This window comes from Citrobacter amalonaticus, assembly GCF_018252635.1.
Taxonomy (GTDB): domain Bacteria; phylum Pseudomonadota; class Gammaproteobacteria; order Enterobacterales; family Enterobacteriaceae; genus Citrobacter_A; species Citrobacter_A amalonaticus_E.
The window spans coordinates 1-24,174 of sequence record NZ_JAGTXM010000006.1 but is presented as its reverse complement, the minus strand read 5'-3'; the positions used below and the strand labels follow the sequence as shown (position 1 = coordinate 24,174).

The 24,174-nt window shown below is 53.5% G+C and carries 24 protein-coding genes and 1 pseudogene; 9 read left to right on the top strand and 16 right to left on the bottom strand.

Going from position 1 to position 24,174, the window contains the following annotated elements:
* The first annotated feature begins 33 nt into the window (after positions 1 to 33).
* The gene (locus tag KE671_RS17785; protein WP_042999785.1) at positions 34 to 294 is read left to right on the top strand and encodes a YfhL family 4Fe-4S dicluster ferredoxin; all 261 of its coding nucleotides are present in this window, start codon (positions 34 to 36) and stop codon (positions 292 to 294) included.
* Here the strand turns inward: KE671_RS17785 and acpS are convergent.
* The 12 genes and pseudogenes from acpS to rseD all read right to left on the bottom strand — a co-directional run bounded on the left by acpS (position 291) and on the right by rseD (position 9,939).
* A complete protein-coding gene (gene acpS / locus KE671_RS17780) occupies positions 291 to 671 on the bottom strand; it encodes a holo-ACP synthase (RefSeq protein WP_206164486.1) in 381 nt (126 codons plus the stop codon). The genes KE671_RS17785 and acpS overlap by 4 nt on opposite strands.
* On the bottom strand, positions 671 to 1,402 hold the full coding sequence (gene pdxJ, locus KE671_RS17775; protein WP_206164487.1) for a pyridoxine 5'-phosphate synthase: 732 nt from the start codon (positions 1,400 to 1,402) through the stop codon (positions 671 to 673). Before pdxJ ends, acpS begins: the two co-directional genes overlap by 1 nt.
* Before the next feature lie 16 nt (positions 1,403 to 1,418).
* Entirely contained in the window at positions 1,419 to 2,129 is a 711-nt protein-coding gene (recO, locus tag KE671_RS17770; RefSeq protein ID WP_206164506.1) for a DNA repair protein RecO, read from the bottom strand.
* A 29-nt stretch (positions 2,130 to 2,158) separates the two neighbouring features.
* Positions 2,159 to 3,064, bottom strand: a complete 906-nt coding sequence (gene era / locus KE671_RS17765; RefSeq protein WP_206164488.1) for a GTPase Era — start codon at positions 3,062 to 3,064, stop codon at positions 2,159 to 2,161.
* Positions 3,061 to 3,741 carry a ribonuclease III gene (rnc, locus tag KE671_RS17760; protein ID WP_042291512.1) on the bottom strand — a complete coding sequence of 227 codons (681 nt, stop codon included), beginning with the start codon at positions 3,739 to 3,741 and terminating at the stop codon, positions 3,061 to 3,063. The genes era and rnc overlap by 4 nt, the downstream gene beginning before the upstream one ends.
* 273 nt (positions 3,742 to 4,014) lie before the next feature.
* A complete protein-coding gene (gene lepB / locus KE671_RS17755; RefSeq protein WP_206164489.1) occupies positions 4,015 to 4,989 on the bottom strand; it encodes a signal peptidase I in 975 nt (324 codons plus the stop codon).
* Between the two features lie 16 nt (positions 4,990 to 5,005).
* A complete protein-coding gene (gene lepA / locus KE671_RS17750) occupies positions 5,006 to 6,805 on the bottom strand; it encodes a translation elongation factor 4 (RefSeq protein ID WP_206164490.1) in 1,800 nt (599 codons plus the stop codon).
* 282 nt (positions 6,806 to 7,087) lie between these two features.
* Positions 7,088 to 7,567 carry a SoxR-reducing system protein RseC gene (gene rseC / locus KE671_RS17745; protein ID WP_206164491.1) on the bottom strand — a complete coding sequence of 160 codons (480 nt, stop codon included), beginning with the start codon at positions 7,565 to 7,567 and terminating at the stop codon, positions 7,088 to 7,090.
* Positions 7,564 to 8,520, bottom strand: coding sequence for a sigma-E factor regulatory protein RseB (rseB, locus tag KE671_RS17740; protein WP_206164492.1), 957 nt, complete (start codon positions 8,518 to 8,520; stop codon positions 7,564 to 7,566). The genes rseC and rseB overlap by 4 nt, the downstream gene beginning before the upstream one ends.
* Positions 8,520 to 9,170, bottom strand: a complete 651-nt coding sequence (rseA, locus tag KE671_RS17735) for an anti-sigma-E factor RseA (protein ID WP_206164493.1) — start codon at positions 9,168 to 9,170, stop codon at positions 8,520 to 8,522. The genes rseB and rseA overlap by 1 nt, the downstream gene beginning before the upstream one ends.
* A 31-nt stretch (positions 9,171 to 9,201) precedes the next feature.
* The gene (gene rpoE, locus KE671_RS17730; RefSeq protein ID WP_000003307.1) at positions 9,202 to 9,777 is read right to left on the bottom strand and encodes an RNA polymerase sigma factor RpoE; all 576 of its coding nucleotides are present in this window, start codon (positions 9,775 to 9,777) and stop codon (positions 9,202 to 9,204) included.
* Positions 9,774 to 9,939 (bottom strand): annotated as a pseudogene (gene rseD, locus KE671_RS17725) (rpoE leader peptide RseD). Before rseD ends, rpoE begins: the two are co-directional and overlap by 4 nt.
* 260 nt (positions 9,940 to 10,199) lie before the next feature.
* Between rseD and nadB the strand changes: the two are divergent.
* Positions 10,200 to 11,822, top strand: coding sequence for an L-aspartate oxidase (gene nadB / locus KE671_RS17720; protein WP_206164494.1), 1,623 nt, complete (start codon positions 10,200 to 10,202; stop codon positions 11,820 to 11,822).
* Here the strand turns inward: nadB and trmN are convergent.
* On the bottom strand, positions 11,807 to 12,544 hold the full coding sequence (gene trmN / locus KE671_RS17715; RefSeq protein WP_206164495.1) for a tRNA(1)(Val) (adenine(37)-N(6))-methyltransferase TrmN: 738 nt from the start codon (positions 12,542 to 12,544) through the stop codon (positions 11,807 to 11,809). The two genes, nadB and trmN, sit on opposite strands and share 16 nt — an antisense overlap.
* 131 nt (positions 12,545 to 12,675) lie before the next feature.
* Between trmN and srmB the strand changes: the two genes are divergently transcribed.
* Positions 12,676 to 14,010 carry an ATP-dependent RNA helicase SrmB gene (srmB, locus tag KE671_RS17710; protein ID WP_206164496.1) on the top strand — a complete coding sequence of 445 codons (1,335 nt, stop codon included), beginning with the start codon at positions 12,676 to 12,678 and terminating at the stop codon, positions 14,008 to 14,010.
* Positions 14,011 to 14,054: 44 nt separating this feature from the next.
* On the opposite strand, the gene grcA is transcribed toward srmB, so the two are convergent.
* Complete coding sequence (grcA, locus tag KE671_RS17705) at positions 14,055 to 14,438, bottom strand: autonomous glycyl radical cofactor GrcA (protein WP_044253162.1); 384 nt, start codon at positions 14,436 to 14,438, stop codon at positions 14,055 to 14,057.
* A 318-nt stretch (positions 14,439 to 14,756) separates the two neighbouring features.
* On the opposite strand from grcA, the gene ung reads away from it, so the two are divergent.
* The gene (gene ung, locus KE671_RS17700) at positions 14,757 to 15,446 is read left to right on the top strand and encodes a uracil-DNA glycosylase (protein ID WP_206164497.1); all 690 of its coding nucleotides are present in this window, start codon (positions 14,757 to 14,759) and stop codon (positions 15,444 to 15,446) included.
* A 32-nt stretch (positions 15,447 to 15,478) separates the two neighbouring features.
* On the opposite strand, the gene KE671_RS17695 is transcribed toward ung, so the two are convergent.
* A complete protein-coding gene (locus KE671_RS17695; protein ID WP_206164498.1) occupies positions 15,479 to 16,516 on the bottom strand; it encodes a tRNA/rRNA methyltransferase in 1,038 nt (345 codons plus the stop codon).
* Between the two features lie 206 nt (positions 16,517 to 16,722).
* On the opposite strand from KE671_RS17695, the gene trxC reads away from it, so the two are divergent.
* The 5 genes from trxC (at position 16,723) to KE671_RS17670 (ending at position 22,444) form a co-directional block, all read left to right on the top strand.
* Positions 16,723 to 17,142 (top strand): thioredoxin TrxC, encoded by a 420-nt coding sequence (gene trxC, locus KE671_RS17690; protein ID WP_042317510.1) that lies wholly within the window; start codon positions 16,723 to 16,725, stop codon positions 17,140 to 17,142.
* Between the two features lie 68 nt (positions 17,143 to 17,210).
* Positions 17,211 to 17,909, top strand: coding sequence for a tRNA-uridine aminocarboxypropyltransferase (gene tapT / locus KE671_RS17685; RefSeq protein ID WP_206164499.1), 699 nt, complete (start codon positions 17,211 to 17,213; stop codon positions 17,907 to 17,909).
* Positions 17,910 to 17,944: 35 nt separating this feature from the next.
* Positions 17,945 to 20,605: a bifunctional acetate--CoA ligase family protein/GNAT family N-acetyltransferase gene (locus tag KE671_RS17680; RefSeq protein ID WP_206164500.1), complete on the top strand. Its 2,661-nt coding sequence runs from the start codon at positions 17,945 to 17,947 to the stop codon at positions 20,603 to 20,605.
* A 113-nt stretch (positions 20,606 to 20,718) separates the two neighbouring features.
* Positions 20,719 to 22,074, top strand: a complete 1,356-nt coding sequence (gene pssA / locus KE671_RS17675; protein ID WP_206164507.1) for a CDP-diacylglycerol--serine O-phosphatidyltransferase — start codon at positions 20,719 to 20,721, stop codon at positions 22,072 to 22,074.
* Between the two features lie 46 nt (positions 22,075 to 22,120).
* On the top strand, positions 22,121 to 22,444 hold the full coding sequence (locus tag KE671_RS17670; protein WP_206164501.1) for a YfiM family lipoprotein: 324 nt from the start codon (positions 22,121 to 22,123) through the stop codon (positions 22,442 to 22,444).
* Here the strand turns inward: KE671_RS17670 and KE671_RS17665 are convergent.
* Positions 22,441 to 23,739 carry an MFS transporter gene (locus tag KE671_RS17665; protein WP_206164502.1) on the bottom strand — a complete coding sequence of 433 codons (1,299 nt, stop codon included), beginning with the start codon at positions 23,737 to 23,739 and terminating at the stop codon, positions 22,441 to 22,443. The two genes, KE671_RS17670 and KE671_RS17665, sit on opposite strands and share 4 nt — an antisense overlap.
* Positions 23,740 to 24,174 lie beyond the last annotated feature (435 nt).

Here is a 24,174-nt window from a genome sequence, read left to right as displayed (position 1 = left end):
CCGCCCGGTTTGTGTTGTTTTGAGAGTTTCCTGATGGCCCTGTTAATCACTAAAAAATGCATTAATTGCGATATGTGCGAACCCGAATGCCCGAATGAGGCCATTTCAATGGGCGACAGCATCTATGAGATTAACAGCGACAAGTGCACTGAGTGCGTCGGTCATTACGACACGCCCACCTGCCAGAAGGTGTGCCCGATCCCCAATACGATCCTCAAAGATCCGGCACATGTCGAAACGGAAGAACAGCTTTGGGACAAGTTTGTCCAGATGCATCACGCCGATAAAATCTAACTTTCAATAATGACCGTGGCGCAGGCATAGTGGCGTTCATCGGCCAGCGTCACATGCATATGTGCAACACCCAGTTTTTCCGCCAGCGCTAACGCCTCTCCCCATAGCCGCAGGCGCGGTTTACCGAGTTCATCGTTAAATACTTCAAACTGATTAAACGCCAGCCCATTGCGAATCCCGGTACCAAAAGCTTTCGCGGCCGCCTCTTTAACGGCAAAGCGTTTTGCCAGAAAACGCACCGGCTGTTGGTGCGTTTCCCAGATTGCCCACTCGTTCTCGCTGAGCACCCGCCTGGCAAGCCGGTCACCGGACCGGGAGATCACGGCTTCAATGCGCGCAATCTCCACGATGTCGGTACCTAATCCAAGAATGGCCATTAACTGCGCGCTTCCAGCATCAGACGCTTCATTTCCGCAACGGCCTCTTTCAACCCGCTCATCACCGCGCGACCGATAATCGCATGACCGATATTCAGCTCGTGCATTTCTGGTAGTGCGGCGATAGCTTTGACGTTGTGGTAGGTCAGACCATGACCCGCATTCACTTTCAGTCCCAGACTCGCGGCGAAAGTGGCGGCTTTTGCGATGCGCGCCAGTTCCTGTGCCTGCTCCGCATCGGTTTTTGCCTCTGCGTAGCAGCCGGTATGAATTTCAATGAACGGCGCGCCGACGTCAGCAGCCGCCTTGATTTGCGCGTCATCGGCATCAATGAACAGCGAGACAAGGATCCCGGCGTCGGCCAGACGTTTACAGGCATCACGCATTTTATCGCGCTGCCCGGCCACATCCAGTCCGCCTTCGGTTGTCACTTCCTGGCGCTTTTCCGGCACCAGGCAGCAAAAATGGGGTTTGGTTTCAACGGCAATCGCCAGCATCTCTTCCGTTACCGCCATTTCAAGATTCATACGTGTATCCAGCGTCTGGCGCAGAATGCGAACATCACGGTCGGTAATGTGGCGGCGGTCTTCACGCAAATGAACGGTAATACCATCGGCACCCGCCTGTTCGGCAATGAATGCCGCCTGGACAGGATCTGGATACGCGGTACCGCGTGCATTACGTAACGTGGCAATGTGGTCAATATTGACGCCTAACAGTAATTCAGCCATGACAATCCTCGTGATTTTATGTTCGCTTCGGCATGAACTGCCGGAATAATTCGCGGCTCTTTAAGGGTTTACCACCAAGATACGGCTTCAGGGCTATGCGGGTAAAGCGTTTCGCCGCACGTAGCGTATCGACATCCGGGAATTCGCGTTCTGCCAGCGCCCGCAAATGGCGTCCGGTAAAGGTGCTGTTGTCAATCACGACGCTGGCGATAAAGCCTTTTTCTTCTCGGTAGCGGTAGGTCATAGTGTCTTCCACCGGCTCGCCGCTGCCCGCACAGTGCAGGAAATCAACCCCATAGCCAAGATGACCGAGTAGCGCCAGTTCAAAACGGCGCAGCACCGGCTCCGGCGTTCCCGTTGCCCCCGCCAGTGCCTGAATGCAGTGCAGGTAATCGAAGAAGAGTTCAGAAAAGCGGGTTTCGTGCTCCAGCACACGAGCAAGCAGTTCGTTGATATACAGGCCGCTGTACAGCGTGATACCGCTTAGAGGAAGCGCCAGAGAAACCGCTTCCGCGCTACGCAGCGTTTTGACTTCGCCACGTCCGCCAAAGCGAACTAACAGGGGGGTAAAAGGCTGGAGGGCGCCTTTCAGATTAGAGCGTTTAGAACGTGCACCTTTGGCAACCAGGCGCACACGACCCGACTCTTCCGTGAATACGTCCAGCATCAGGCTGGTTTCGCTCCAGGGACGACTATGCAGGACAAATGCGCGCTGCCAGCCCTCCATCATACTCGTCGCCTGTTCAGAGCGCAGGTTTAGAGATCGTCGCCGTAACCGAGACTGCGCAGCGCGCGTTCGTCATCGGCCCAGCCAGATTTCACTTTCACCCACAGTTCAAGGTGAACCGGCGCTTCAAACATTTCCTGCATGTCTTTACGCGCTTCAATACCAATGGTCTTGATTTTGGCCCCTTTGTTGCCAATGACCATCTTCTTCTGCCCTTCGCGTTCGACAAGGATCAGCCCGTTGATGTCATAACCGCCGCGCTCGTTTGACACGAAGCGTTCGATTTCTACGGTCACGGAGTATGGCAGTTCAGCACCAAGGAAACGCATCAGCTTTTCACGGATAATTTCAGACGCCATAAAACGCTGTGAACGATCGGTGATGTAATCTTCCGGGAAGTGATGCTCCGCTTCCGGAAGATGCTTGCGCACGATGCCCGCGACGGTATCGACATTCATCCCGGTTTCCGCTGAGAGCGGCACGATGTCGAGGAAGTCCATCTGGCTGGCCAGAAACTGTAGATGCGGCAGCAGCTCGGCTTTATCCTGCACGTTATCCACTTTATTGACGGCCAGAATCACCGGCGCTTTACCGCCACGCAGTTTGTTGAGCACCATCTCGTCATCCGGCGTCCAGCGGGTACCTTCCACCACAAAGATCACCAGTTCAACATCACCAATGGAGCTGCTGGCCGCTTTGTTCATCAGACGGTTAATTGCACGCTTCTCTTCCATGTGCAGACCCGGGGTATCCACGTAAATCGCCTGATAAGCCCCTTCGGTATGGATCCCGACAATACGGTGACGCGTGGTCTGCGCTTTACGGGAGGTGATCGAAATCTTCTGCCCGAGCAGGTTATTCAACAGCGTGGATTTACCAACGTTTGGGCGACCGACAATGGCAATAAATCCGCAATACGTTTTTTCGTCGCTCATTCCAGCTCCAGTTTTTTCAGCGCCTGTTCGGCGGCAGCCTGTTCCGCCTTGCGACGGCTCGAACCTGTGCCAACCACCGGTTCACTCAGGCCGCTGACCTGGCAGTGGATAGTAAATTCTTGATCGTGCGCTTCACCACGCACCTGCACCACCAGATAGGAGGGCAGTGGCAGATGGCGACCCTGCAAATATTCCTGCAAACGCGTTTTCGGATCTTTTTGCTTATCGCCTGGACTGATTTCGTCCAGACGAGTCTGATACCAGTTGAGGATCAGCTTTTCAACGGTCTGGATATCGCTGTCGAGGAAAACCCCGCCAATCAGCGCCTCGACGGTATCGGCCAGAATCGACTCACGACGGAAGCCACCACTTTTCAGTTCTCCCGGCCCTAAGCGCAGACATTCGCCCAGATCAAACTCACGGGCTAATTCAGCCAGCGTATTCCCACGCACCAGCGTTGCGCGCATACGACTCATATCACCTTCGTCTACCCGCGGGAAACGGTGATATAGCGCATTCGCAATCACAAAACTTAAAATTGAGTCACCAAGAAACTCTAAGCGCTCGTTATGTTTGCTGCTGGCACTGCGGTGAGTTAATGCCTGCTGCAACAACTCCTGATGAGTAAAAGTGTAGCCCAGCTTCCGTTGAAGCCGATTAATTACGATGGGGTTCATGCGATACCAATAAATAAATGCGTCAACAATTCAGCACACGAAACAGACCTGATATATGTAGCATTCTTCCGGCCGCATTAAGCAGCTTATGTTTGCTCATATAGGGGGACCAACGCTGTTTCGTGTGCCGTGGCGACCTGGAGGCGCCAACCTGAAACTTCGGGGGAATATTCTATACACAACGACAAGGGATGTCGTTAGTCTGGGCGGATTTATCGAAGAAATAATTCACGTTGCCGTCATAACGACGACAACGTGAACGATTCGCGGCAATTAGTGGATACCACCAATGCGGCTTAAACGAACGCCCGTCGGCCATTCGCCTTCTTGTTTGTCAAAACTCATCCAGATGGCAGTAGCTTTACCGACCAGATTCGCTTCCGGGACAAAGCCCCAATAACGGCTATCCGCGCTATTGTCGCGGTTGTCGCCCATCATGAAGTACTGGCCCGGCGGCACAATCCAGGTCGCCAGCGGCTGTCCTGGCTGCTGGTAATACATCCCCACCTGATCCTGAGCAATCGGCACGGTCAGAATGCGGTGCGTCACCTCGCCCAGCGTCTCTTTACGCTCAGACAGACGAATACCGTTCTCATTCGTTTCGCTCAGCGGGATCTCGAAGAAACCACTGGTCGCTTCACCACCGTTACGACGTGCAAATGTCTGCACAAAATCGCTCGGCTGAACGTCGCTATAGGTGACCGGCAGCGCGTTTTCACACGCCTGACCTGAACGACAGCCCGGCTGAATAGTCACTTCTTTCGCAACGGGATCGTAGGTCACTTTATCACCCGGTAAGCCGACTGCACGCTTGATGTAATCCAGACGTGGATCTTCCGGGTATTTAAAGACCACGATATCACCGCGTTTGGGATGACCCGTTTCGATCAGGGTCTTCTGATAAATCGGATCTTTAATACCGTAAGCGAATTTCTCCACCAGGATAAAGTCACCGATCAACAGCGTCGGCATCATCGAACCCGACGGGATCTGGAAAGGTTCATAGATAAACGAACGCACGATCAGCACGATAGCCAACACCGGAAATACCGAAGCGCCCGTTTCCAGCCAGCCAGGCTTCGGCGAAACTTTCTTCAACGTTGCCTTATCCAGTGAATCTCCGGCAGCAGCCTGCGCTGCCGCCTGACGCTCCCGACGTTTTGGCGCGAAAATAAACTTATCTGCGCACCATAAAATGCCCGTGACTAATGTGGCAATCACCAGAATCAGGGCAAACATATTCGCCATGCCAACTCCTTAAGGATTATTTGCTGTCTTTACCGACATGCAGAATGGCGAGGAACGCTTCCTGAGGCAGCTCAACGTTACCGATCTGCTTCATACGCTTCTTACCCTCTTTCTGCTTCTGCAGCAGCTTTTTCTTACGGCTGATATCACCGCCATAGCATTTTGCCAGAACGTTTTTACGCAACTGTTTCACAGTAGAGCGCGCAATGATGTGCGTCCCGATTGCTGCCTGGATGGCGATATCGAACTGCTGACGTGGGATCAGATCTTTCATTTTCTCCACCAGTTCGCGACCACGACTCTGCGAGTTATCACGGTGAGTGATCAGCGCCAGCGCATCGACACGTTCGTTGTTGATCAAGACATCAACACGCACCATGTCGGAAGCCTGGAAGCGTTTGAAGTTGTAATCCAGCGATGCATAACCGCGCGAGGTGGATTTCAGGCGATCGAAGAAGTCGAGGACCACTTCAGCCATCGGGATTTCATAGGTCAGCGCCACCTGGTTACCGTGGTAAACCATGTTGGTCTGTACGCCACGTTTCTCAACACACAGGGTAATCACGTTACCGAGGTATGCCTGAGGCAGCAGCATGTGACATTCCGCGATCGGCTCACGCAACTCATAGATGTTGTTTAGCGGCGGCAGCTTGGACGGACTGTCGACGTAAATCGTCTCTTTCGCGGTAGTTTCGACTTCATATACTACGGTCGGCGCGGTGGTGATCAGGTCCAGATCGTATTCACGCTCCAGACGCTCCTGAATGATCTCCATGTGCAACAGCCCCAGGAAGCCACAGCGGAAGCCGAAGCCCAGCGCAGTAGAACTTTCCGGTTCATAGAACAAAGAGGCGTCGTTGAGGCTCAGCTTGCCAAGCGCGTCGCGGAAGTTTTCATAATCATCAGAGCTGACCGGGAACAGGCCCGCATAAACCTGCGGTTTCACCTTTTTAAAGCCTGGCAGCGCTTTTTCTGCCGGGTTACGTGCCTGAGTCAGGGTATCGCCAACCGGTGCGCCGAGGATGTCTTTAATAGCGCACACCAGCCAACCTACCTCGCCGCATTTCAGCTCGGTACGATCAACCTGTTTAGGCGTGAAGATCCCCAGACGGTCAGCGTTATAGGTCTGACCGGTACTCATCACTTTGATTTTCTCACCTTTTCGCAGGGTGCCGTTTTTAATACGCACCAGCGAGACAACGCCGAGATAGTTATCGAACCAGGAGTCGATGATCAGCGCCTGTAATGGGCCATCCGGATCGCCCTGCGGCGGCGGAATATCACGCACCAGACGTTCCAGAACGTCAGTCACGCCCACGCCGGTTTTCGCCGAGCAGCGCACGGCATCGGTCGCATCAATACCGACGATGTCTTCAATCTCTTCGGCGACACGCTCGGGATCGGCGGCTGGCAGGTCAATTTTGTTGAGGACCGGCACCACTTCGAGATCCATTTCCATCGCGGTGTAGCAGTTTGCCAGGGTTTGCGCTTCAACGCCCTGCCCGGCATCCACCACCAGCAGTGCGCCTTCACAAGCGGCAAGCGAACGAGAAACTTCATACGAGAAGTCAACGTGGCCTGGGGTGTCGATGAAGTTAAGCTGGTAAGTTTCACCATCAGCGGATTTGAAATCGAGCGTTACGCTCTGCGCTTTGATAGTAATACCGCGCTCACGCTCAAGATCCATCGAGTCGAGAACCTGCGCTTCCATTTCACGGTCAGACAGGCCACCGCAGATCTGAATAATACGGTCAGACAGCGTCGATTTACCGTGGTCGATGTGAGCAATGATCGAAAAGTTACGTATGTTCTTCATAGAGTGTAATTATTGTGCCTTACGCCTGGTTCGACAGGCTTTGAGAAGTCGCTGTTCTGAGCTTAACGTCTGTTTAACTGAAACGCCGCATTCTACACTACAACGCGAAGGCGAGGAAATGTTCATAGAGTCAGGATAGCGGGAACTGGAAACGGCATCGCTTTTCTGATGTAAAACAGAGTAAGAGAGGCATGATGCCCGATGGCGCAAGCTTATCGGGCCTACCTGGCTTGCCGATCGTTTGTAGGCCAGATAAGGCGAAGCCGCCATCCGGCAAGAATATCATGGGGTCGTTTCGGTAGAGGGTGTTTCAACGCGCACCAGACCTGGTGCAAGGGCGACGTTTAAGATAACCGGCTGCCAGGCTTCACGTGCGGCAAGTTTGCGGGAATAGCCGCGGGCAATCAGGAATCCGCCGACGCCACCGAGTATCGCGCCGCTTAACGCCGCAAGATCAGAGCCAAACAGCACCTGAAAAAGCGATGCGATGAGAAATAACCCCACCAGCGGCGACAGATAAACCAGCATGGCAGAACCCAGCAGACTGCCTTCGGCAATCCCCAGTTCCACTTTCTGCCCAGGCTCTAACGGCACATCGCTCGCCACCACAATGGTATGCGTGGTCTGCGGCCCGAGTTTGTTTAGCACGCGGGTGCCACATCCGGAACGTGAAGCGCAACTGCTACAGGACGCTTTCACATCGCAGCTCACCAATGCCTCTCCGTTTTGCCATGACACCACGGTAGCCCATTCTTTGATCATTGCGCGGCTCCAAACTTAATGGTGTCGGCAATACGCTTCGCTGTCTGCGGCGGCAATTCACCGACAATGGTGATTTCCGCGTTGTCGCGTACGCTCGTGCTGACCGTTCTGCGCCCGGTGCGCAGCATCTGGTCGGTGCTGGCCTGCGTCGCCCGGTTGACGTTAATCGAGAAGCTAAACAGACCGTCGGAGTAGAGACGCGATTCAATCGGCATGTTGTCCATCGTCGGCAACGGTCTGCGCCCGCTGGACACTTCGCTAAACCCTTTAGGAAGCCAGGTCGGGTTCCAACTGAATTTGGCTTTTTCACCCGCCGGAACGGAGAGCAGCGGCGGCAAACTGGCTTTCGCCAGCGTCTGCATTCCGCTGCCAATATCCTGATTCACAGTGAAAGCGATCACCCGGAATTGCTCTAATGTTTCGCCATCACGATCGAGAAGATCAACCCGCATCGGCAGCTTCGTTTCCGTATCCATCCAGACAATATAGCTGTATCGCGTACCATCACGCGCCACCACGCGAATCACCTCGCACAGGCGATCGGCAATCCGGGTACGACCCACTGCAATGAAATCATAGTAGGGGGCGAGACGTTTGAAATCGGTATAAATAAGCGATGGCAGGGAGTCAACAATGTAGTCACCGTTCAGGGTGAACGGTTCAAGTCCGGGTTCGAAGTAGCTGATTTCATTCCCACGCTGGACCACCTCACGACGCGGACCATCCATTTGCAACAGTTGTGCAAGCGGACGGTTTTCCAGGCGTGCATGGCGATAACGCAGAGACTCAACGCCTTGTTTCGTGATGCTGACGAATGACAGCTCGTAATTGAGTGACTGGCTCGCCACGTTCATCTGCTGCAACAACGCCCCGGACGCAGTGTTGGCCGAGGCGTTGACAGAGAAGAACAGGCTACCCGTCACAAGTGACATGGCAAACCAAAGTTGCTTCATTACTGCGATTGCGTTCCTAGAGTTTGAATTCCTGGCACCTGAACAGCGGCTTGCTGTGTCTGTGCCTGCTCAAACTGAAGCTGTTCGGAGTGCAGTCGGCGTTGCAGTTCGTAATCCTGCAACATAGCGTTGATCCGACGACGCTGCTCCTGTACCTGCTGCTGTTGTCCACCGTTCGCGGTCGCATCAGAAGGTACTCCCAGGCTGACCGGGCTGGCTTTACCCATCATTGGCAAAGTATTGAACACCGGCGTTTCAGGCTGCTGGGACGTTTCAGATTGTCCATTATAGTGCTGGACACCAACGATAACTGCAAGCGATACGCACGCGGCAACGCCCATTTGGGTAAGTTGCGCGGCCCATGGACGCATTTTTTGCCAGAATGGCATTTTCTGCCATTGCTGTGGCGCAGGCTGGGCCTCTGGAATGAATGGCACCGTCTGGCGTACCGGCTCATCTTCAATAGCGGCCATTACGCGAGCGGAAATATCGAAATGAAGCATGTCGGGCGTGTCACCCCGCATAGAATCGCGGATCAGGTGATAGCCTTCCCAGGTTTTTTGCATTTCCGGGTCATGAGCCAGTTCGTTGAGCAGCTCACTATCCAGCGTTTCGCCATCCATTAAAGCGGAAAGTTTTTCTTTCTGCATGCCTAATACCTTTTCCAGTATCCCGCTATCGTCAACGCCTGATAAGCGGTTGAACTTTATTATCAATAGCTTCCCGCGCTCGGAAGATACGTGAACGCACCGTACCCACCGGACAATCCATGATAGCGGCTATCTCTTCATAGCTCAGGCCATCCAGCTCCCGCAAGGTTATTGCCATACGTAAATCTTCCGGGAGGGACTCAATAGTTCGGAAAACTATCTGTCTCAGTTCTTCTGACAACATTAAGTTCTCAGGGTTCGAAATTTCTTTCAGCGCACCGCCACTTTCGAAGTTTTCTGCTTCAATCGCATCCACATCGCTTGATGGCGGACGACGCCCCTGAGCCACCAGGTAATTCTTCGCTGTATTCACCGCAATGCGATACAGCCAGGTATAAAAAGCGCTATCTCCCCGGAATGAATCCAGCGCACGATAGGCTTTAATAAATGATTCTTGCACCACATCGGGAACATCGCCCGACGGGACATAGCGGGAAACCAGACTCGCCACTTTATGCTGGTAGCGTACTACCAGTAAATTGAAGGCTTTCTGATCTCCCTTCTGGACCCGTTCAACCAGGACCTGGTCCGTTAACTGCTCGCTCATCCGAGGTAAAGTCTCCCCAAACCAAATTTCCACGCGTTCGCGAAACGCCACTCCATTAGCTGCACTATGAGCAAGCAACAGGTTAGAGTGTCTCGTTTTTGTAAAGTTCCGTTACGCATCTGTTTTTTGTTTGTCATGTTGTAGACGGTCATTATCTCTCATTATAAGTCTACCGAGTCCGAACAACGCACTATCTTTAAAAATGCCCATAAACCGGTTGCAGAGTAACCCAATGGCCACTTTATTTCATCCTCTAATCTGATGCTTACGGCCCGCCGCGCAAAATTATTTCCCCGGTAGACATCTGTTTACATCACACCGGTTTGTTTAGTCATTACAACAACACTGAAAATAAAACGTGCTGATTTGCTGATTCTGGTGCTATGCTGGCCAAACACTGTTTAGTACATTAAACAAAAATCATGAAAACTACGCCTGAACTTTCTTGTGACGTGTTAATTATTGGTAGCGGCGCTGCCGGACTCTCTCTGGCGCTACGCCTGGCTGAAAAGCACCAGGTGATTGTTCTGAGTAAAGGTCCCGTCAGCGAAGGCTCCACATTCTATGCGCAGGGCGGGATTGCCGCCGTTTTCGATGAAACCGACAGCATTGATTCACATGTAGAAGATACGCTCATTGCCGGCGCCGGTATTTGCGATCGCCATGCGGTGGAGTTTGTCGCCAGTAACGCCCGCCCCTGCGTACAGTGGTTGATTGACCAGGGAGTGTTGTTTGATACCCAGGTTCAGCCTAACGGCGAAGAGAGTTATCATTTGACGCGTGAAGGCGGCCATAGTCATCGCCGCATTTTGCATGCTGCTGACGCCACCGGTAAAGAGGTGGAAACGACGCTGGTCAGCAAAGCGCAAAGTCATCCGAACATTCGGGTACTGGAACGCAGTAACGCCGTCGATCTCATCATTTCCGACAAAATTGGCCTGCCCGGTACCCGCCGCGTCGTTGGGGCATGGGTCTGGAATCGGAATAAAGAAGCAGTGGAAACCTGTCACGCGAAGTCTGTCGTGCTGGCGACCGGCGGCGCATCAAAGGTGTATCAATATACAACGAATCCGGACATTTCCTCTGGCGACGGTATTGCGATGGCCTGGCGTGCAGGGTGCAGGGTCGCCAATCTCGAATTTAATCAGTTCCACCCAACTGCGCTGTATCATCCTCAGGCACGTAATTTCCTGCTTACCGAAGCGCTGCGTGGAGAAGGCGCCCATCTCAAACGCCCGGACGGCACGCGGTTTATGCCGGACTTTGACGCGCGAGGGGAACTGGCGCCGCGCGATATCGTCGCCCGCGCTATCGACCATGAAATGAAGCGTCTCGGTGCGGACTGTATGTTCCTTGATATCAGCCATAAGCCAGAAGCCTTTGTACGCCAGCATTTCCCAATGATTTACGAAAAGCTGCTGGGCCTGGGTATCGACCTGACCAAAGAACCGGTGCCCATCGTGCCGGCAGCACACTACACCTGCGGTGGCGTGATGGTTGACGACTTCGGTCGTACCGATGTGGACGGCCTGTATGCGATCGGGGAAGTGAGCTATACCGGCCTGCACGGCGCGAACCGGATGGCCTCAAACTCGCTGCTGGAGTGTCTGGTATACGGATGGTCCGCAGCGGAAGATATCGACAGACGAATGCCTTACGCCCGTAGCGTCACTGTGCTGCCCGCCTGGGATGAAAGTCGCGTCGACAACCCTGACGAACTGGTGGTGATCCAGCATAACTGGCATGAGCTGCGGCTGTTTATGTGGGACTACGTGGGAATTGTGCGCACCACCAAACGCCTGGAGCGCGCCCTGCGCCGTATCACCATGTTACAGCAGGAGATCGACGAGTATTATGCCCATTTCCGCGTCTCGAATAATTTGCTGGAGCTACGCAACCTGGTTCAGGTCGCCGAGCTCATTGTTCGCTGTGCGATGATGCGTAAAGAAAGCCGCGGTCTGCACTACACGCTCGATTATCCGGCACTGCTGGAGGAATCGGGCCCATCGGTGCTCTCACCGTTACATGCTCACATGAACAGGTAAAATGCCTGGGTCAGCGCCGTATAACCTTCGGAGTAACGCTGATCCGGCCCGCGAATCACCAGCCTGTCGCTAAAGCATTCCCCCTTTTTTGGGGAGAATGCCAACAGCACCCTGTGCGGCAACCGCGCCTGGGTTTCAGCAACGTCGGTGCGTAGCCGTAAATGCCAGCCCATATTTAACGCCTGCTGCGTGAAGGTATTGCCTATACTTTCCGGCAGCACGACGCACAAGAACCCCTCTTCCGTAATAAGCCCCGTCGCCGTCGCTAACAATGCGGAATGATCCAGCATCGTGGTATAGCGTGCCTGTTCCCGCTGCGGTGTGGCGCACTCGACGCCCTGCTCGTAATAAGGTGGGTTGCTGATGATGAGGTCATATTTCACGGTCTGGCGCTCAGCCCAGTGCTGGACATCATTCTCCAACACCATCACCCTATCCGCCCATGGCGACTGGGCAACGTTTTCCTGCGCCTGCGCCGCGGCGTCGCTATCCAGTTCAACGGCATCCACGGTGACGCTTTCATCAGTTCGCTGCGCCAGCATCAGCGCCAATAGTCCGCTGCCAGTACCGATATCAAGGATCCGCTTTACGCCCGCCACCGGAGCCCATGCCCCTAACAGAATCCCATCTGTTCCGACTTTCATCGCACAACGATCGTGCGCGACAAAAAACTGTTTAAACGTAAATCCATTACGACGAAGGACGGATGTAGACTGAGGCATGAATTAAAAACCTTGCAGGAAAAACGGCAACAGCACCAGGTGAAAACAATACCTGAGAAGCGATATCCATACAAACAGATGAAGATTGCAGCCGTAACGTCTATAATCAGCGCCCCACACAGAGGTAGAACATGACTGTAACGACTTTTTCCGAACTTGAACTCGATGAAAGCCTGCTGGATGCCCTCCAGGAAAAAGGTTTCACTCGCCCGACCGCCATTCAGGCTGCCGCCATTCCGCCTGCGCTCGAAGGCCGTGACGTACTCGGTTCTGCGCCGACAGGCACCGGTAAAACGGCGGCGTATCTGCTGCCCGCGTTGCAGCACCTGCTCGACTTTCCGCGTAAAAAATCTGGCCCGCCGCGTATTTTAATCCTGACCCCAACTCGCGAACTGGCGATGCAGGTCGCCGATCATGCCCGCGAACTGGCTAAAAACACCCACCTGGATATCGCGACGATTACCGGTGGCGTAGCGTACATGAACCACGCCGAAGTGTTCAGCGAAAACCAGGATATTGTGGTCGCCACCACCGGGCGTCTGCTGCAATATATTAAAGAAGAGAATTTTGACTGCCGCGCCGTGGAAACGCTGATCCTCGACGAAGCGGATCGGATGCTGGATATGGGGTTTGCCCAGGACATCGAGCACATCGCCGGGGAAACGCGCTGGCGCAAACAGACGATGCTGTTCTCCGCCACGCTGGAAGGCGATGCGATTAAAGATTTTGCCGAACGTCTGCTGGAAGAGCCGGTTGAAGTCTCCGCAACGCCATCCACTCGCGAGCGTAAGAAGATCCACCAGTGGTATTATCGTGCGGATAACTTCGAACACAAATTCGAACTGCTGAAGCACCTGCTGAAACAAGACGACGCCACCCGTACCATCGTGTTTGTCCGCAAGCGCGAGCGCGTGCACGAACTGGCTGAAATGCTGCGTCTGGCGGGGATCAACAACTGCTATCTTGAAGGGGAGATGGCGCAGATCAAGCGTAACGAAGGCATTAAGCGTCTTACCGATGGTCGCGTTAACGTGCTGGTCGCCACCGACGTAGCCGCGCGCGGAATCGATATTCCTGACGTCAGCCATGTGATTAACTTCGACATGCCGCGTAGCGGAGACACCTATCTGCACCGCATTGGCCGTACGGGCCGCGCCGGGCGCAAGGGTACCGCAATCTCGCTGGTTGAAGCGCACGATCACCTGCTGCTGCTGAAAATTGGTCGCTACATTGAAGAACCACTGAAATCCCGGGTGATTGATGCGTTGCGCCCAACCTCACGTGCGCCGAGCGAAAAGATGACAGGCAAACCGTCGAAGAAAGCGCTCGCCAAACGTGAAGAGAAGAAAAAAGAAAAAGACAAAGATAAACCGCGCGTGAAGAAACGCCATCGCGATACCAGGAACATTGGTAAACGTCGTAAGCCGAGTACGGCAACGGCGCCGCAGGAGTCAAACGAAGAATAAAAAAACGCCGGGATTTCCCGGCGTTTTTATTTAAACGTTAAGCCTTACAGGCTTTCAGTAAAGGTACGTGCGATAACGTCGCGCTGCTGCTCCGGCGTCAGTGAGTTAAAGCGCACGGCATAGCCAGATACACGGATAGTCAGCTGCGGGTATTTTTCCGGATGCTTAACCGCATCTTCCAGCGTTTCACGACGCAGAACGTTAACGTTCAGGTGCTGACCACCTTCCACACGAACTTCCGGTTTTACTTCCATCGGAATTTCGCGGTACTCAATTTCACCCAGTTTGCTAACCGCTACCACTTCATCTTCGGCAAAACCGGCTTTAGCCGCGATGCAACGCGCTTCGCCTTTTTCGCTGTCCAGCAGCCAGAAGGAATTCAGCAGATCGTCATTAGCGGCTTTAGTAATCTGGATACCTGTAATCATTGTGATGCCTCCCCGGCAAAGTATTTGATTAGGGTTGGCCGGCTCGCGGCCAATTGGTAAAACCATTGTTGCTTGAGTGTATATATACCCCCCTGACACCCTCTATTCATTGATTTAAATCAATAAAATCCACAAACCAAGTAAGTGATTGAGATGATTTTATTGTTTTACATCAACTTACGCTATGTGCAGACATAAACTTTTTACACAAATTTTCAACTTTATTAAGTGCATAGCGCTTATCATCGCGGAGAGAATTTTGCGCCATCGAAAGAAGCAGTTAAGCTATGACGATTGAGTAATTCGCAGGAGAGCGAGATGGCCACTGAATTAACCTGGCACGATGTGCTGGCTGAAGAGAAACAGCAGCCCTACTTTATCAATACGCTGCATACCGTCGCCGGAGAGCGTCAGTCGGGGATCACAGTTTATCCGCCGCAAAAAGATGTGTTCAATGCGTTTCGCTTCACTGAGCTGGGTGATGTCAAGGTCGTGATCCTTGGACAGGATCCCTACCACGGTCCCGGCCAGGCGCATGGTCTGGCATTTTCTGTTCGCCCCGGTATTGCGATACCTCCTTCGCTGCTGAACATGTATAAGGAACTGGAAGGGTCGATCCCCGGTTTCACTCGTCCTGCCCACGGTTATCTTGAAAGCTGGGCGCATCAGGGCGTTCTGCTGCTTAATACAGTATTAACCGTGCGGGCAGGTCAGGCACACTCTCATGCCAGTCTGGGATGGGAAACGTTCACCGATAAAGTGATTGGCCTGATCAACCAGCATCGTGAAGGGGTGGTTTTCCTGCTATGGGGCTCTCATGCGCAGAAGAAAGGCGCGATCATTGATCAGAAACGTCATCATGTTCTGAAAGCACCTCATCCCTCTCCACTCTCGGCGCATCGTGGGTTCTTTGGCTGTAACCATTTTGTGTTGGCAAATCAGTGGCTGGAACAGCGCGGCGAGAAGCCGATTGACTGGATGCCCGTTTTACCGGCCGAGAGCGAATAAAAAAATGCCAGCGATTCGCTGGCATTTTTCCGTCAGGCTTTGTTCTGACGCCACCATTCGGCAAGCAACACACCGGCTGCCACCGAGACGTTCAGGCTTTCAACAAGACCTGTACCGTCGATTTTCACGCACAGATCGCTGGCATCGCGCGCCGCATCCGGCAAACCGTCAACGTCCTGACCTAACACCATGACGATTTTCTCTGGCAGTTCAGTTTTAAACAGCGGCTTACCGTGCTCACTGGAGGTTGTCACCACGGTGTAGCCCGACTGACGGAAATCATCCAGCACATCAACGATGCTGTCGCCAGTAATCGGTTGAACATGTTCGGCACCGCCTTCTGCGGTACGAATCGCCGCACCGGACTCCAGCAGCGCCGCGTCCTGTACCACCACACCTTTCACACCGAAGTGCGCGCAGCTACGCATCATGCCGCCAAGGTTGTGCGGGTTCGAAATATCCTCCAGCGCTAACACACAGTCCTGCGCGCCCGCCTGGCTTACCCACTGTTTAACCGTCGTACCATTACGTTTCTTAATCAGGAAGCAAACGCCGCCGTGATGCTCGGTCCCTGAGGCTTTCGTCAGTTCCGCTTCATCAACGACATGGTACGCTTTACGATTTGCCGCCATCCAGCGTAATGCTTCTTTGAAGCGTGGCGTGACGCTTTGAATGAACCAGGCGCGGACAATCGCTTCCGGGCGACTCTGGAACAGGGCCTGACAGGCATTTTCACCGTAAACGCGGGTCTCTTCCGCACGTTGACGACGCAAGACTTCAGGATCGATAAAGCTTTTACCGCTGATACCACCGTGATCGGCTTTTTCAGGCGTCTCATCACCCGGGGCACGGGACACGGTCCGCCACGGTGAGTCTTCACGCTTGCGATCGCGGTTCTGAGAGGGTCTTTCATCGCGGGCGGGGCGACGGCCACCGTCAGCACGAGATTTTCCTGGACGCCCGCCACCTTTCCCGGTACGCGGGTTATGGGTACGTTTATCAGAATCATCATCACTGCGGACATACATCACTTTGACCTTGCCGCTTTTGTTTTTCAATTCATCGTTCATGCTTTTCTCCACCAGCGCTGCGCGAAGCGCGCAGATTACCCGATGTGCACCAGGTTAGCCATTATTTCATTTAAAAGCTTATGACTATTGTACTCATTGAATAAAACAGATTGTCGTTTAAAACAGTCTCATCGATAATATGTAACATATTAGAAACATATCGGCGTCACTGCCGTTCAATACCCCGACGCATCCAGAGGTTAGTTATGAATACCGTTTGTACCAGCTGCCAGGCCATCAACCGCATTCCCGACGATCGGGTTGAGGATGCGGCAAAATGCGGACGCTGTGGTCACGACCTGTTCGACGGGGAGGTGATCAATGCGACCGGTGAAACACTGGATAAACTGCTCAAAGACGATCTGCCGGTGGTGATCGATTTCTGGGCACCGTGGTGCGGTCCGTGCCGTAACTTCGCGCCCATCTTTGAAGATGTTGCCGAAGAACGCAGCGGCAAAGTCCGCTTTGTGAAAGTCAACACGGAGGCGGAACGTGAGCTCAGCGCACGCTTTGGTATCCGCAGTATTCCCACCATTATGATCTTCAAAAAGGGTCAGGTTGTCGACATGCTGAATGGCGCGGTCCCCAAGGCACCCTTTGACAGTTGGCTGAACGAATCGCTGTAAACGCTACGGGGCACATCTTGTGCCCCGTTTTCACCTCTGCGACAATAGCGTTTTTCAATGCATTCCCTATGACTGAAAACGCTGTTCTCAAGCTTCGCGCTGAACGTCTGGCGCGCGCCACCCGCCCTTTTCTCGCCCGAGGCAATCGCGTTCGTCGTTGCCAGCGCTGCTTGCTGCCACTAAAACTTTGTCTGTGCGCGACGCTGTCGCCTTCTCAGGCAACGAGCCGTTTTTGCCTGGTGATGTTTGATACTGAACCGATGAAACCGAGCAATACCGGACGTCTTATCGCCGATATCCTACCGGACACCACTGCGTTTCAGTGGTCACGGACAGAACCGCCGCAGGCGTTGCTGGATCTGGTGAAAAACCCGGATTATCAACCGATGGTGGTGTTTCCCGCATCGTATGCCGGCGACGAACGTGAGGTGATTTTCGCCCCACCGGCAGGGAAGCCTCCGCTGTTTATTATGCTCGACGGCACCTGGCCGGAAGCGCGTAAGATGTTCCGCAAAAGCCCGTATCTTGACGCTCTCCCTGTGATCTCAGTCGATCTGTCGCGTCTGTCGGCCTATCACCTGCGCGAGGTCCATGCCGAAGGACAATATTGCACGGCAGAAGTCGCCATTGCGCTGCTGGATCTGGCCGGTGATACCCGTGCGGCAAGCAGCCTCGGCGAGCACTTTACCCGCTTTAAAACGCGCTACCTTGCAGGAAAAACCCAACATCAGGGAAGCATCACAGCAGAATCCGCAGAAAGCGTTTAGAATCATTCGGTCACTTCTGTGTAAGGGAAACCGGTATGAGCCAGCGAGGACTGGAAGCGCTTCTGCGACCAAAATCGATCGCGGTAATTGGAGCATCGATGAAGCCCAATCGGGCGGGATATCTGATGATGCGCAACCTGCTGGCGGGAGGATTTAACGGTCCCGTTTTGCCGGTAACACCGGCCTGGAAAGCCGTGTTGGGCGTCCTGGCCTGGCCCGATGTCGCCAGTCTGCCCTTCACCCCCGACCTTGCCGTGTTGTGTACTAATGCCCGCCGCAATCTGGCCTTGCTGGAAGCGCTCGGCGAGAAAGGCTGTAAAACCTGCATTATTCTCTCGGCCCCTGGCGCACAACATGCAGAATTGCTGGCCTGTGCGCAACGCTACAACATGCGTCTGCTTGGCCCTAACAGTCTTGGTCTGCTGGCCCCCTGGCAGGGGCTGAATGCCAGCTTCTCACCGGTTCCGATTAAACGCGGCAAGCTGGCATTTATTTCTCAGTCCGCCGCTGTTTCCAACACTATCCTCGACTGGGCGCAGCAGCGGGAAATGGGGTTCTCCTACTTTATTGCGCTTGGAGACAGCCTGGATATTGATGTTGATGAGCTCCTGGATTATCTGGCACGTGACAGCAAAACCAGCGCCATTTTGCTCTATCTCGAACATCTCAGCGACGCCCGCCGCTTTGTATCCGCCGCCCGTAGCGCCGCTCGTAATAAGCCAATCCTGGTGATTAAGAGCGGTCGTAGCCCGGCGGCACAGCGGCTATTGCATACCAGCGCCGGAATGGACCCTGCCTGGGATGCCGCCATCCAGCGTGCCGGTTTGCTGCGCGTAAAAGATACCCATGAGCTCTTTTCCGCTGTGGAAACGCTCAGCCATATGCGCCCTCTGCGCGGTGACAGGCTGATGATCATCAGTAACGGTGCCGCGCCTGCGGCGCTGGCGCTTGATCAACTCTGGTCCCGCAATGGCAAACTGGCCATGCTAAGTGAAGAGACCTGCCAGACGTTGCGCGATGCGCTACCTGCCCATGTTGAGATCGCCAACCCGCTGGATCTGCGTGACGATGCCAGCATTGAGCATTACACCCGAACGCTGGATATTCTGCTCGCCAGTCAGGATTTTGACGCGCTGATGGTGATCCATTCTCCCAGCGCCGCCGCCCCCGCCACCGAGTGTGCTCAGGCACTGATTGATACCGTTAAGCACCATTCTCGTGGCAAATTTGTCTCACTGTTGACCAACTGGTGTGGCGAGTTTTCCTCTCAGGAAGCCCGCAGACTGTTCAGTGAAGCCGGGCTCCCTACCTATCGCACCCCGGAAGGGACGATCACCGCGTTTATGCATATGGTCGAGTACCGGCGCAACCAGAAACAACTGCGTGAAACGCCGGCCCTACCCAGCAATCTGACCTCAAACACGACCCAGGCCCACGACCTGCTTCAGCAAGCAATTGCCGAGGGAGCAACCTCACTCGATACCCATGAGGTGCAGCCGATCCTGCAGGCTTATGGCTTGCATACGCTCCCGACCTGGATTGCCGGCGACAGCATCGAAGCCGTCCATATTGCTGAACAGATTGGCTACCCGGTTGCGCTAAAACTGCGTTCGCCGGACATCCCGCACAAGTCTGAAGTTCAGGGCGTAATGCTATACCTGCGCACGGCAAATGAAGTTCAGCAGGCGGCCAATGCCATTATCGATCGCGTGAAAATGGCCTGGCCGCAGGCGCGGATCCATGGTCTGCTGGTGCAGAGTATGGCGAACCGTGCAGGGGCGCAGGAGCTGCGCGTGGTGGTTGAGCACGATCCTGTATTTGGCCCATTGATCATGTTGGGTGAAGGTGGCGTGGAGTGGCGACCTGAAGAGCAGGCCGTGGTGGCGTTACCTCCGTTGAACATGAACCTGGCGCGCTATTTAGTGATTCAGGCGATCAAGAATAAAAAGATCCGCGGCCGCAGTGCGTTGCGCCCGCTGGATGTCGCGGGATTAAGCCAGCTGTTGGTTCAGGTCTCAAACCTGATTGTCGACTGTCCGGAGATTCAGCGTCTGGATATTCACCCGCTGCTGGCCTCCGCTGGTGAATTCACCGCGCTGGATGTCACGCTGGATATCGCCCCATTCGAGGGCGACAACGAAAGCCGTCTTGCCGTTCGCCCCTATCCGCATCAACTGGAAGAGTGGGTGGAGATGAAAAATGGCGAGCAATGTCTGTTCCGTCCTATCCTGCCAGAAGATGAACCCCAGCTTCAGCAGTTTATTTCCCGGGTCACCAAGGAAGATCTTTATTACCGCTATTTCAGCGAGATCAATGAATTTACTCATGAGGATTTAGCCAACATGACGCAGATCGACTACGATCGGGAAATGGCGTTTGTTGCAGTGAGGCGCGTTGAACGAACGGAGGAGATCCTGGGGGTGACGCGAGCGATCTCCGATCCGGATAATATTGATGCTGAATTTGCCGTACTGGTTCGTTCCGATCTCAAAGGGTTAGGGTTGGGTCGTCGATTGCTGGAAAAATTGATTACCTATACACGAGATCACGGACTGAGAAGGCTGAATGGTATTACGATGCCAAATAATCGTGGCATGGTCGCGCTGGCGCGTAAGCTTGGGTTTAGCGTGGATATCCAGCTCGAAGAGGGAATCGTCGGGCTGTCGTTGGATCTGGCTCCGCCCGAGGAATCGTGAGTAAGGTACTGGAAATGTTGACCACTTTAACGGGGACGGTGTTATCATTGCCCGCTTATGTCGTCTGCATAGCACAGAGGACCCTTCAATGAACAGAGAAGAAATGCACTGTGATGTTGTCAAAATTTAAGCGTAATAAACATCAACAACACCTTGCCCAACTACCTAAGATTTCTCAATCAGTTGATGATGTCGATTTCTTTTATGCTCCCGCCAGGTTCAGGGAGACCCTGCTGGAAAAGATCGCCAGCGCGAAGCAGCGCATTTGCATTATTGCCCTGTACCTGGAACAGGATGATGGTGGCAAAGGCATTCTTAGCGCGCTTTACGAGGCGAAACGGCAGCGTCCTGATCTGGATGTTCGGGTCCTCGTCGACTGGCATCGTGCGCAGCGTGGACGTATTGGCGCAGCAGCATCTAACACCAATGCCGACTGGTATTGCCGAATGGCGCATGAAAATCCGGGTGTCGATGTTCCGGTATATGGCGTACCGATCAATACTCGTGAAGCCCTCGGCGTTCTGCACTTTAAAGGCTTTATCATTGATGATAGCGTCTTGTACAGTGGCGCCAGTCTGAACGATGTTTATCTGCATCAGCACGATAAATATCGCTATGACCGCTACCAGTTAATCCGCAACGCCAGAATGGCTGACATCATGTTCGAGTGGGTAACCCAGAATCTGATGAACGGTCGTGGCGTGAATCGTCTGGATAATACCCAGCGTCCGAAAAGCCCGGAGATTAAAAACGACATTCGTTTATACCGCCAGGAGCTTCGTGACGCAGCTTATCACTTCCAGGGCGATGCCGATAATGAACAGTTGTCCGTGACGCCATTGGTCGGTCTGGGGAAATCCAGCCTACTAAACAAAACCATTTTCCATCTTATGCCCTGTGCGGAGCATAAGCTCACGATTTGCACCCCCTATTTCAACCTGCCAGCAATTCTTGTCCGTAACATCATTCAACTGTTACGCGAAGGGAAGAAGGTTGAGATCATTGTGGGTGATAAAACCGCCAACGACTTTTATATCCCGGAAAATGAACCATTTAAGATCATCGGCGCACTGCCCTATCTCTATGAGATTAACCTGCGTCGCTTCCTGAGCCGTTTGCAGTATTACGTCAATACCGATCAACTCGTCGTTCGCTTGTGGAAAGATGACGACAATACCTACCATCTCAAAGGGATGTGGATCGATGATAAGTGGATGCTGCTGACCGGCAATAACCTCAACCCGCGTGCCTGGCGCCTGGATCTGGAAAATGCGATTCTGATCCACGATCCTAAGCAAGAGCTGGCTGCGCAGCGCGAGAAAGAGCTGGCGCTGATTCGTACGCATACCACGGTCGTTAAGCACTATCGTGACTTGCAGAGCATTGCCGATTACCCGGTAAAAGTTCGCAAACTGATCCGTCGATTACGTCGTATTCGAATCGACAGGCTGATAAGCCGTATTCTGTAAAAGTGAAACCCCGTCCTGAACGGGGTTTTTTCTATGGAGGCCACGGGTGCGCGTTATTTTACTTTTGAGTACCCTTATTCTGTCAGGCTGTAGTCATATGGTGCAGGACCGCTGGAGTGGGCAGGACAAAGCGCAGCACTTTATTGCTTCCGCGATGCTCTCAGCCGCAGGTAATGAGTACGCGCAACATCAGGGAATGAGTCGCGATCGTAGTGCAATGGTGGGGTTTATGTTCTCGGTCAGCCTGGGGGCGGCAAAGGAGCTTTGGGATAGTCGCCCCGCAGGGAGTGGCTGGAGCTGGAAAGATTTTGCCTGGGATGTCGCCGGTGCAACGACCGGCTATACCCTCTGGCAAATGGCGCATCGCTAGAGGCGCAGACCTTTCCCTTTGCGATGCAGCGTCAACGAGACCAAAAATGCGACAATCGACATAACGGTGACATACCAGAAGAACGAAGTCTCCATACCAACAGACTTCAGCGACAACGCCACGTATTCCGCAGAACCACCAAACAGAGCATTCGCCACGGCGTAAGAAAGCCCCACTCCTAATGCACGAACCTGTGCCGGAAACATTTCAGCTTTCAATATACCGCTGATCGAGGTGTAGAAACTGACGATCAGCAGCGCACACATCACCAGACCAAATGCTGCATAGGGTGAAGTTACATTCTGAAGCGCGGTCAAAATGGGTACAGTAAAAAGTGTTGCCAGTGCGCCAAAACACAACATAGAGGTACGTCGACCAATTTTATCCGACAACGCGCCAAACAGCGGTTGTATGAGCATATAGACAAATAACGCCGCCGTCATGATGCCGCTGGCCACATTGGCGTGCATACCTGCGGTGTTCACCAGATACTTTTGCATATAGGTGGTGAAGGTATAGAAGCACAGCGATCCAGCCGCCGTAAACCCGAGCACCATAATGAATGCTCTACGGTTACGCCATAACCCTTTCAGCGATCCCGCCTCCTTCAGCGCACGTGTTTCCTGCTTTGACGTTTCATCCAGTTGACGACGTAACCAGAGCGCCACAACCGCCAGTACCGCACCTAATGCGAAAGGAATACGCCATCCCCACTCTCTGAGTGCAGAATCTTCCATGGTCTGCTGTAAGATAACCACAACCAACAGTGCCAACAATTGACCACCGATAAGCGTGACGTACTGGAAAGAGGCGTAGAACCCCTTACGACCTTCAACAGCAACTTCACTCATATAAGTTGCGCTGGTGCCATACTCACCGCCAACGGATAACCCCTGGAATAAACGCGCCAGCAGTAACAGCGCCGGTGCCCAGGTTCCTATCGTTTCATAACCCGGCAAGCAAGCGATCACCAGCGATCCCAGACACATCATGCACACGGACAAAAGCATGGATTTCTTACGGCCATGTTTATCGGCGATACGACCAAATAGCCAACCGCCAATAGGGCGCATTAAGAACCCTGCCGCAAAAACACCTGCGGTTTGCAGTAGCTGCGTTGTCGCGTTTCCAGAGGGAAAGAAGATGTGTGCAAAATAGAGCGAGCAAAACGAGTAAACATAGAAATCAAACCATTCAACCAGATTCCCGGATGACGCGCCTACAATTGCCCATATGCGACGGCGGGTATCACTATCAGTCAGTGACCCGTTCGCAGTTACACTGCTTTCAGTCATTAAAATTGTACTCCTGCCAAAGATCCGATTGTGCTTGTCGGTTGTGTTTGCTGTCTTTTTAGTAAATGAAATGTTATATAATTGTTATGTGTTGTTGTGTGACAGCGATCGCGGTTTTAATTAGCAGGGAAAGAATTTCGGAATAAGTGCAGAGATTAAGAGTGACGGGGCGTGCAGAGGTCGACGATCCTGGGCGGCCATATCCGTTATTGCATTTACGTTATCAGGGTGCCTCGTTCTGACTGTAGGCCGGATAAGGCGAAGCCGCCATCCGGCGTTCTGCCTGATGGCGCTGCGCTTATCTGCACCTGTCACAGGCTTACTACAGACGCAAAAAAGCCCATCCGTCAGGATGGGCTTTTTCACTGTTTGATGCCTGGCAGTTCCCTACTCTCGCATGGGGAGACCCCACACTACCATCGGCGCTACGGCGTT

Bases quoted from the DNA above. Each gene is read 5' to 3' on its own strand.
- KE671_RS17785 (WP_042999785.1), top strand. From the start codon at position 34: ATGGCCCTGTTAATCACTAAAAAATGCATTAATTGCGATATGTGCGAA.
- acpS (WP_206164486.1), bottom strand. From the start codon at position 671: ATGGCCATTCTTGGATTAGGTACCGACATCGTGGAGATTGCGCGCATT.
- pdxJ (WP_206164487.1), bottom strand. From the start codon at position 1,402: ATGGCTGAATTACTGTTAGGCGTCAATATTGACCACATTGCCACGTTA.
- recO (WP_206164506.1), bottom strand. From the start codon at position 2,129: ATGGAGGGCTGGCAGCGCGCATTTGTCCTGCATAGTCGTCCCTGGAGC.
- era (WP_206164488.1), bottom strand. From the start codon at position 3,064: ATGAGCGACGAAAAAACGTATTGCGGATTTATTGCCATTGTCGGTCGC.
- rnc (WP_042291512.1), bottom strand. From the start codon at position 3,741: ATGAACCCCATCGTAATTAATCGGCTTCAACGGAAGCTGGGCTACACT.
- lepB (WP_206164489.1), bottom strand. From the start codon at position 4,989: ATGGCGAATATGTTTGCCCTGATTCTGGTGATTGCCACATTAGTCACG.
- lepA (WP_206164490.1), bottom strand. From the start codon at position 6,805: ATGAAGAACATACGTAACTTTTCGATCATTGCTCACATCGACCACGGT.
- rseC (WP_206164491.1), bottom strand. From the start codon at position 7,567: ATGATCAAAGAATGGGCTACCGTGGTGTCATGGCAAAACGGAGAGGCA.
- rseB (WP_206164492.1), bottom strand. From the start codon at position 8,520: ATGAAGCAACTTTGGTTTGCCATGTCACTTGTGACGGGTAGCCTGTTC.
- rseA (WP_206164493.1), bottom strand. From the start codon at position 9,170: ATGCAGAAAGAAAAACTTTCCGCTTTAATGGATGGCGAAACGCTGGAT.
- rpoE (WP_000003307.1), bottom strand. From the start codon at position 9,777: ATGAGCGAGCAGTTAACGGACCAGGTCCTGGTTGAACGGGTCCAGAAG.
- nadB (WP_206164494.1), top strand. From the start codon at position 10,200: ATGAAAACTACGCCTGAACTTTCTTGTGACGTGTTAATTATTGGTAGC.
- trmN (WP_206164495.1), bottom strand. From the start codon at position 12,544: ATGCCTCAGTCTACATCCGTCCTTCGTCGTAATGGATTTACGTTTAAA.
- srmB (WP_206164496.1), top strand. From the start codon at position 12,676: ATGACTGTAACGACTTTTTCCGAACTTGAACTCGATGAAAGCCTGCTG.
- grcA (WP_044253162.1), bottom strand. From the start codon at position 14,438: ATGATTACAGGTATCCAGATTACTAAAGCCGCTAATGACGATCTGCTG.
- ung (WP_206164497.1), top strand. From the start codon at position 14,757: ATGGCCACTGAATTAACCTGGCACGATGTGCTGGCTGAAGAGAAACAG.
- KE671_RS17695 (WP_206164498.1), bottom strand. From the start codon at position 16,516: ATGAACGATGAATTGAAAAACAAAAGCGGCAAGGTCAAAGTGATGTAT.
- trxC (WP_042317510.1), top strand. From the start codon at position 16,723: ATGAATACCGTTTGTACCAGCTGCCAGGCCATCAACCGCATTCCCGAC.
- tapT (WP_206164499.1), top strand. From the start codon at position 17,211: ATGACTGAAAACGCTGTTCTCAAGCTTCGCGCTGAACGTCTGGCGCGC.
- KE671_RS17680 (WP_206164500.1), top strand. From the start codon at position 17,945: ATGAGCCAGCGAGGACTGGAAGCGCTTCTGCGACCAAAATCGATCGCG.
- pssA (WP_206164507.1), top strand. From the start codon at position 20,719: ATGTTGTCAAAATTTAAGCGTAATAAACATCAACAACACCTTGCCCAA.
- KE671_RS17665 (WP_206164502.1), bottom strand. From the start codon at position 23,739: ATGACTGAAAGCAGTGTAACTGCGAACGGGTCACTGACTGATAGTGAT.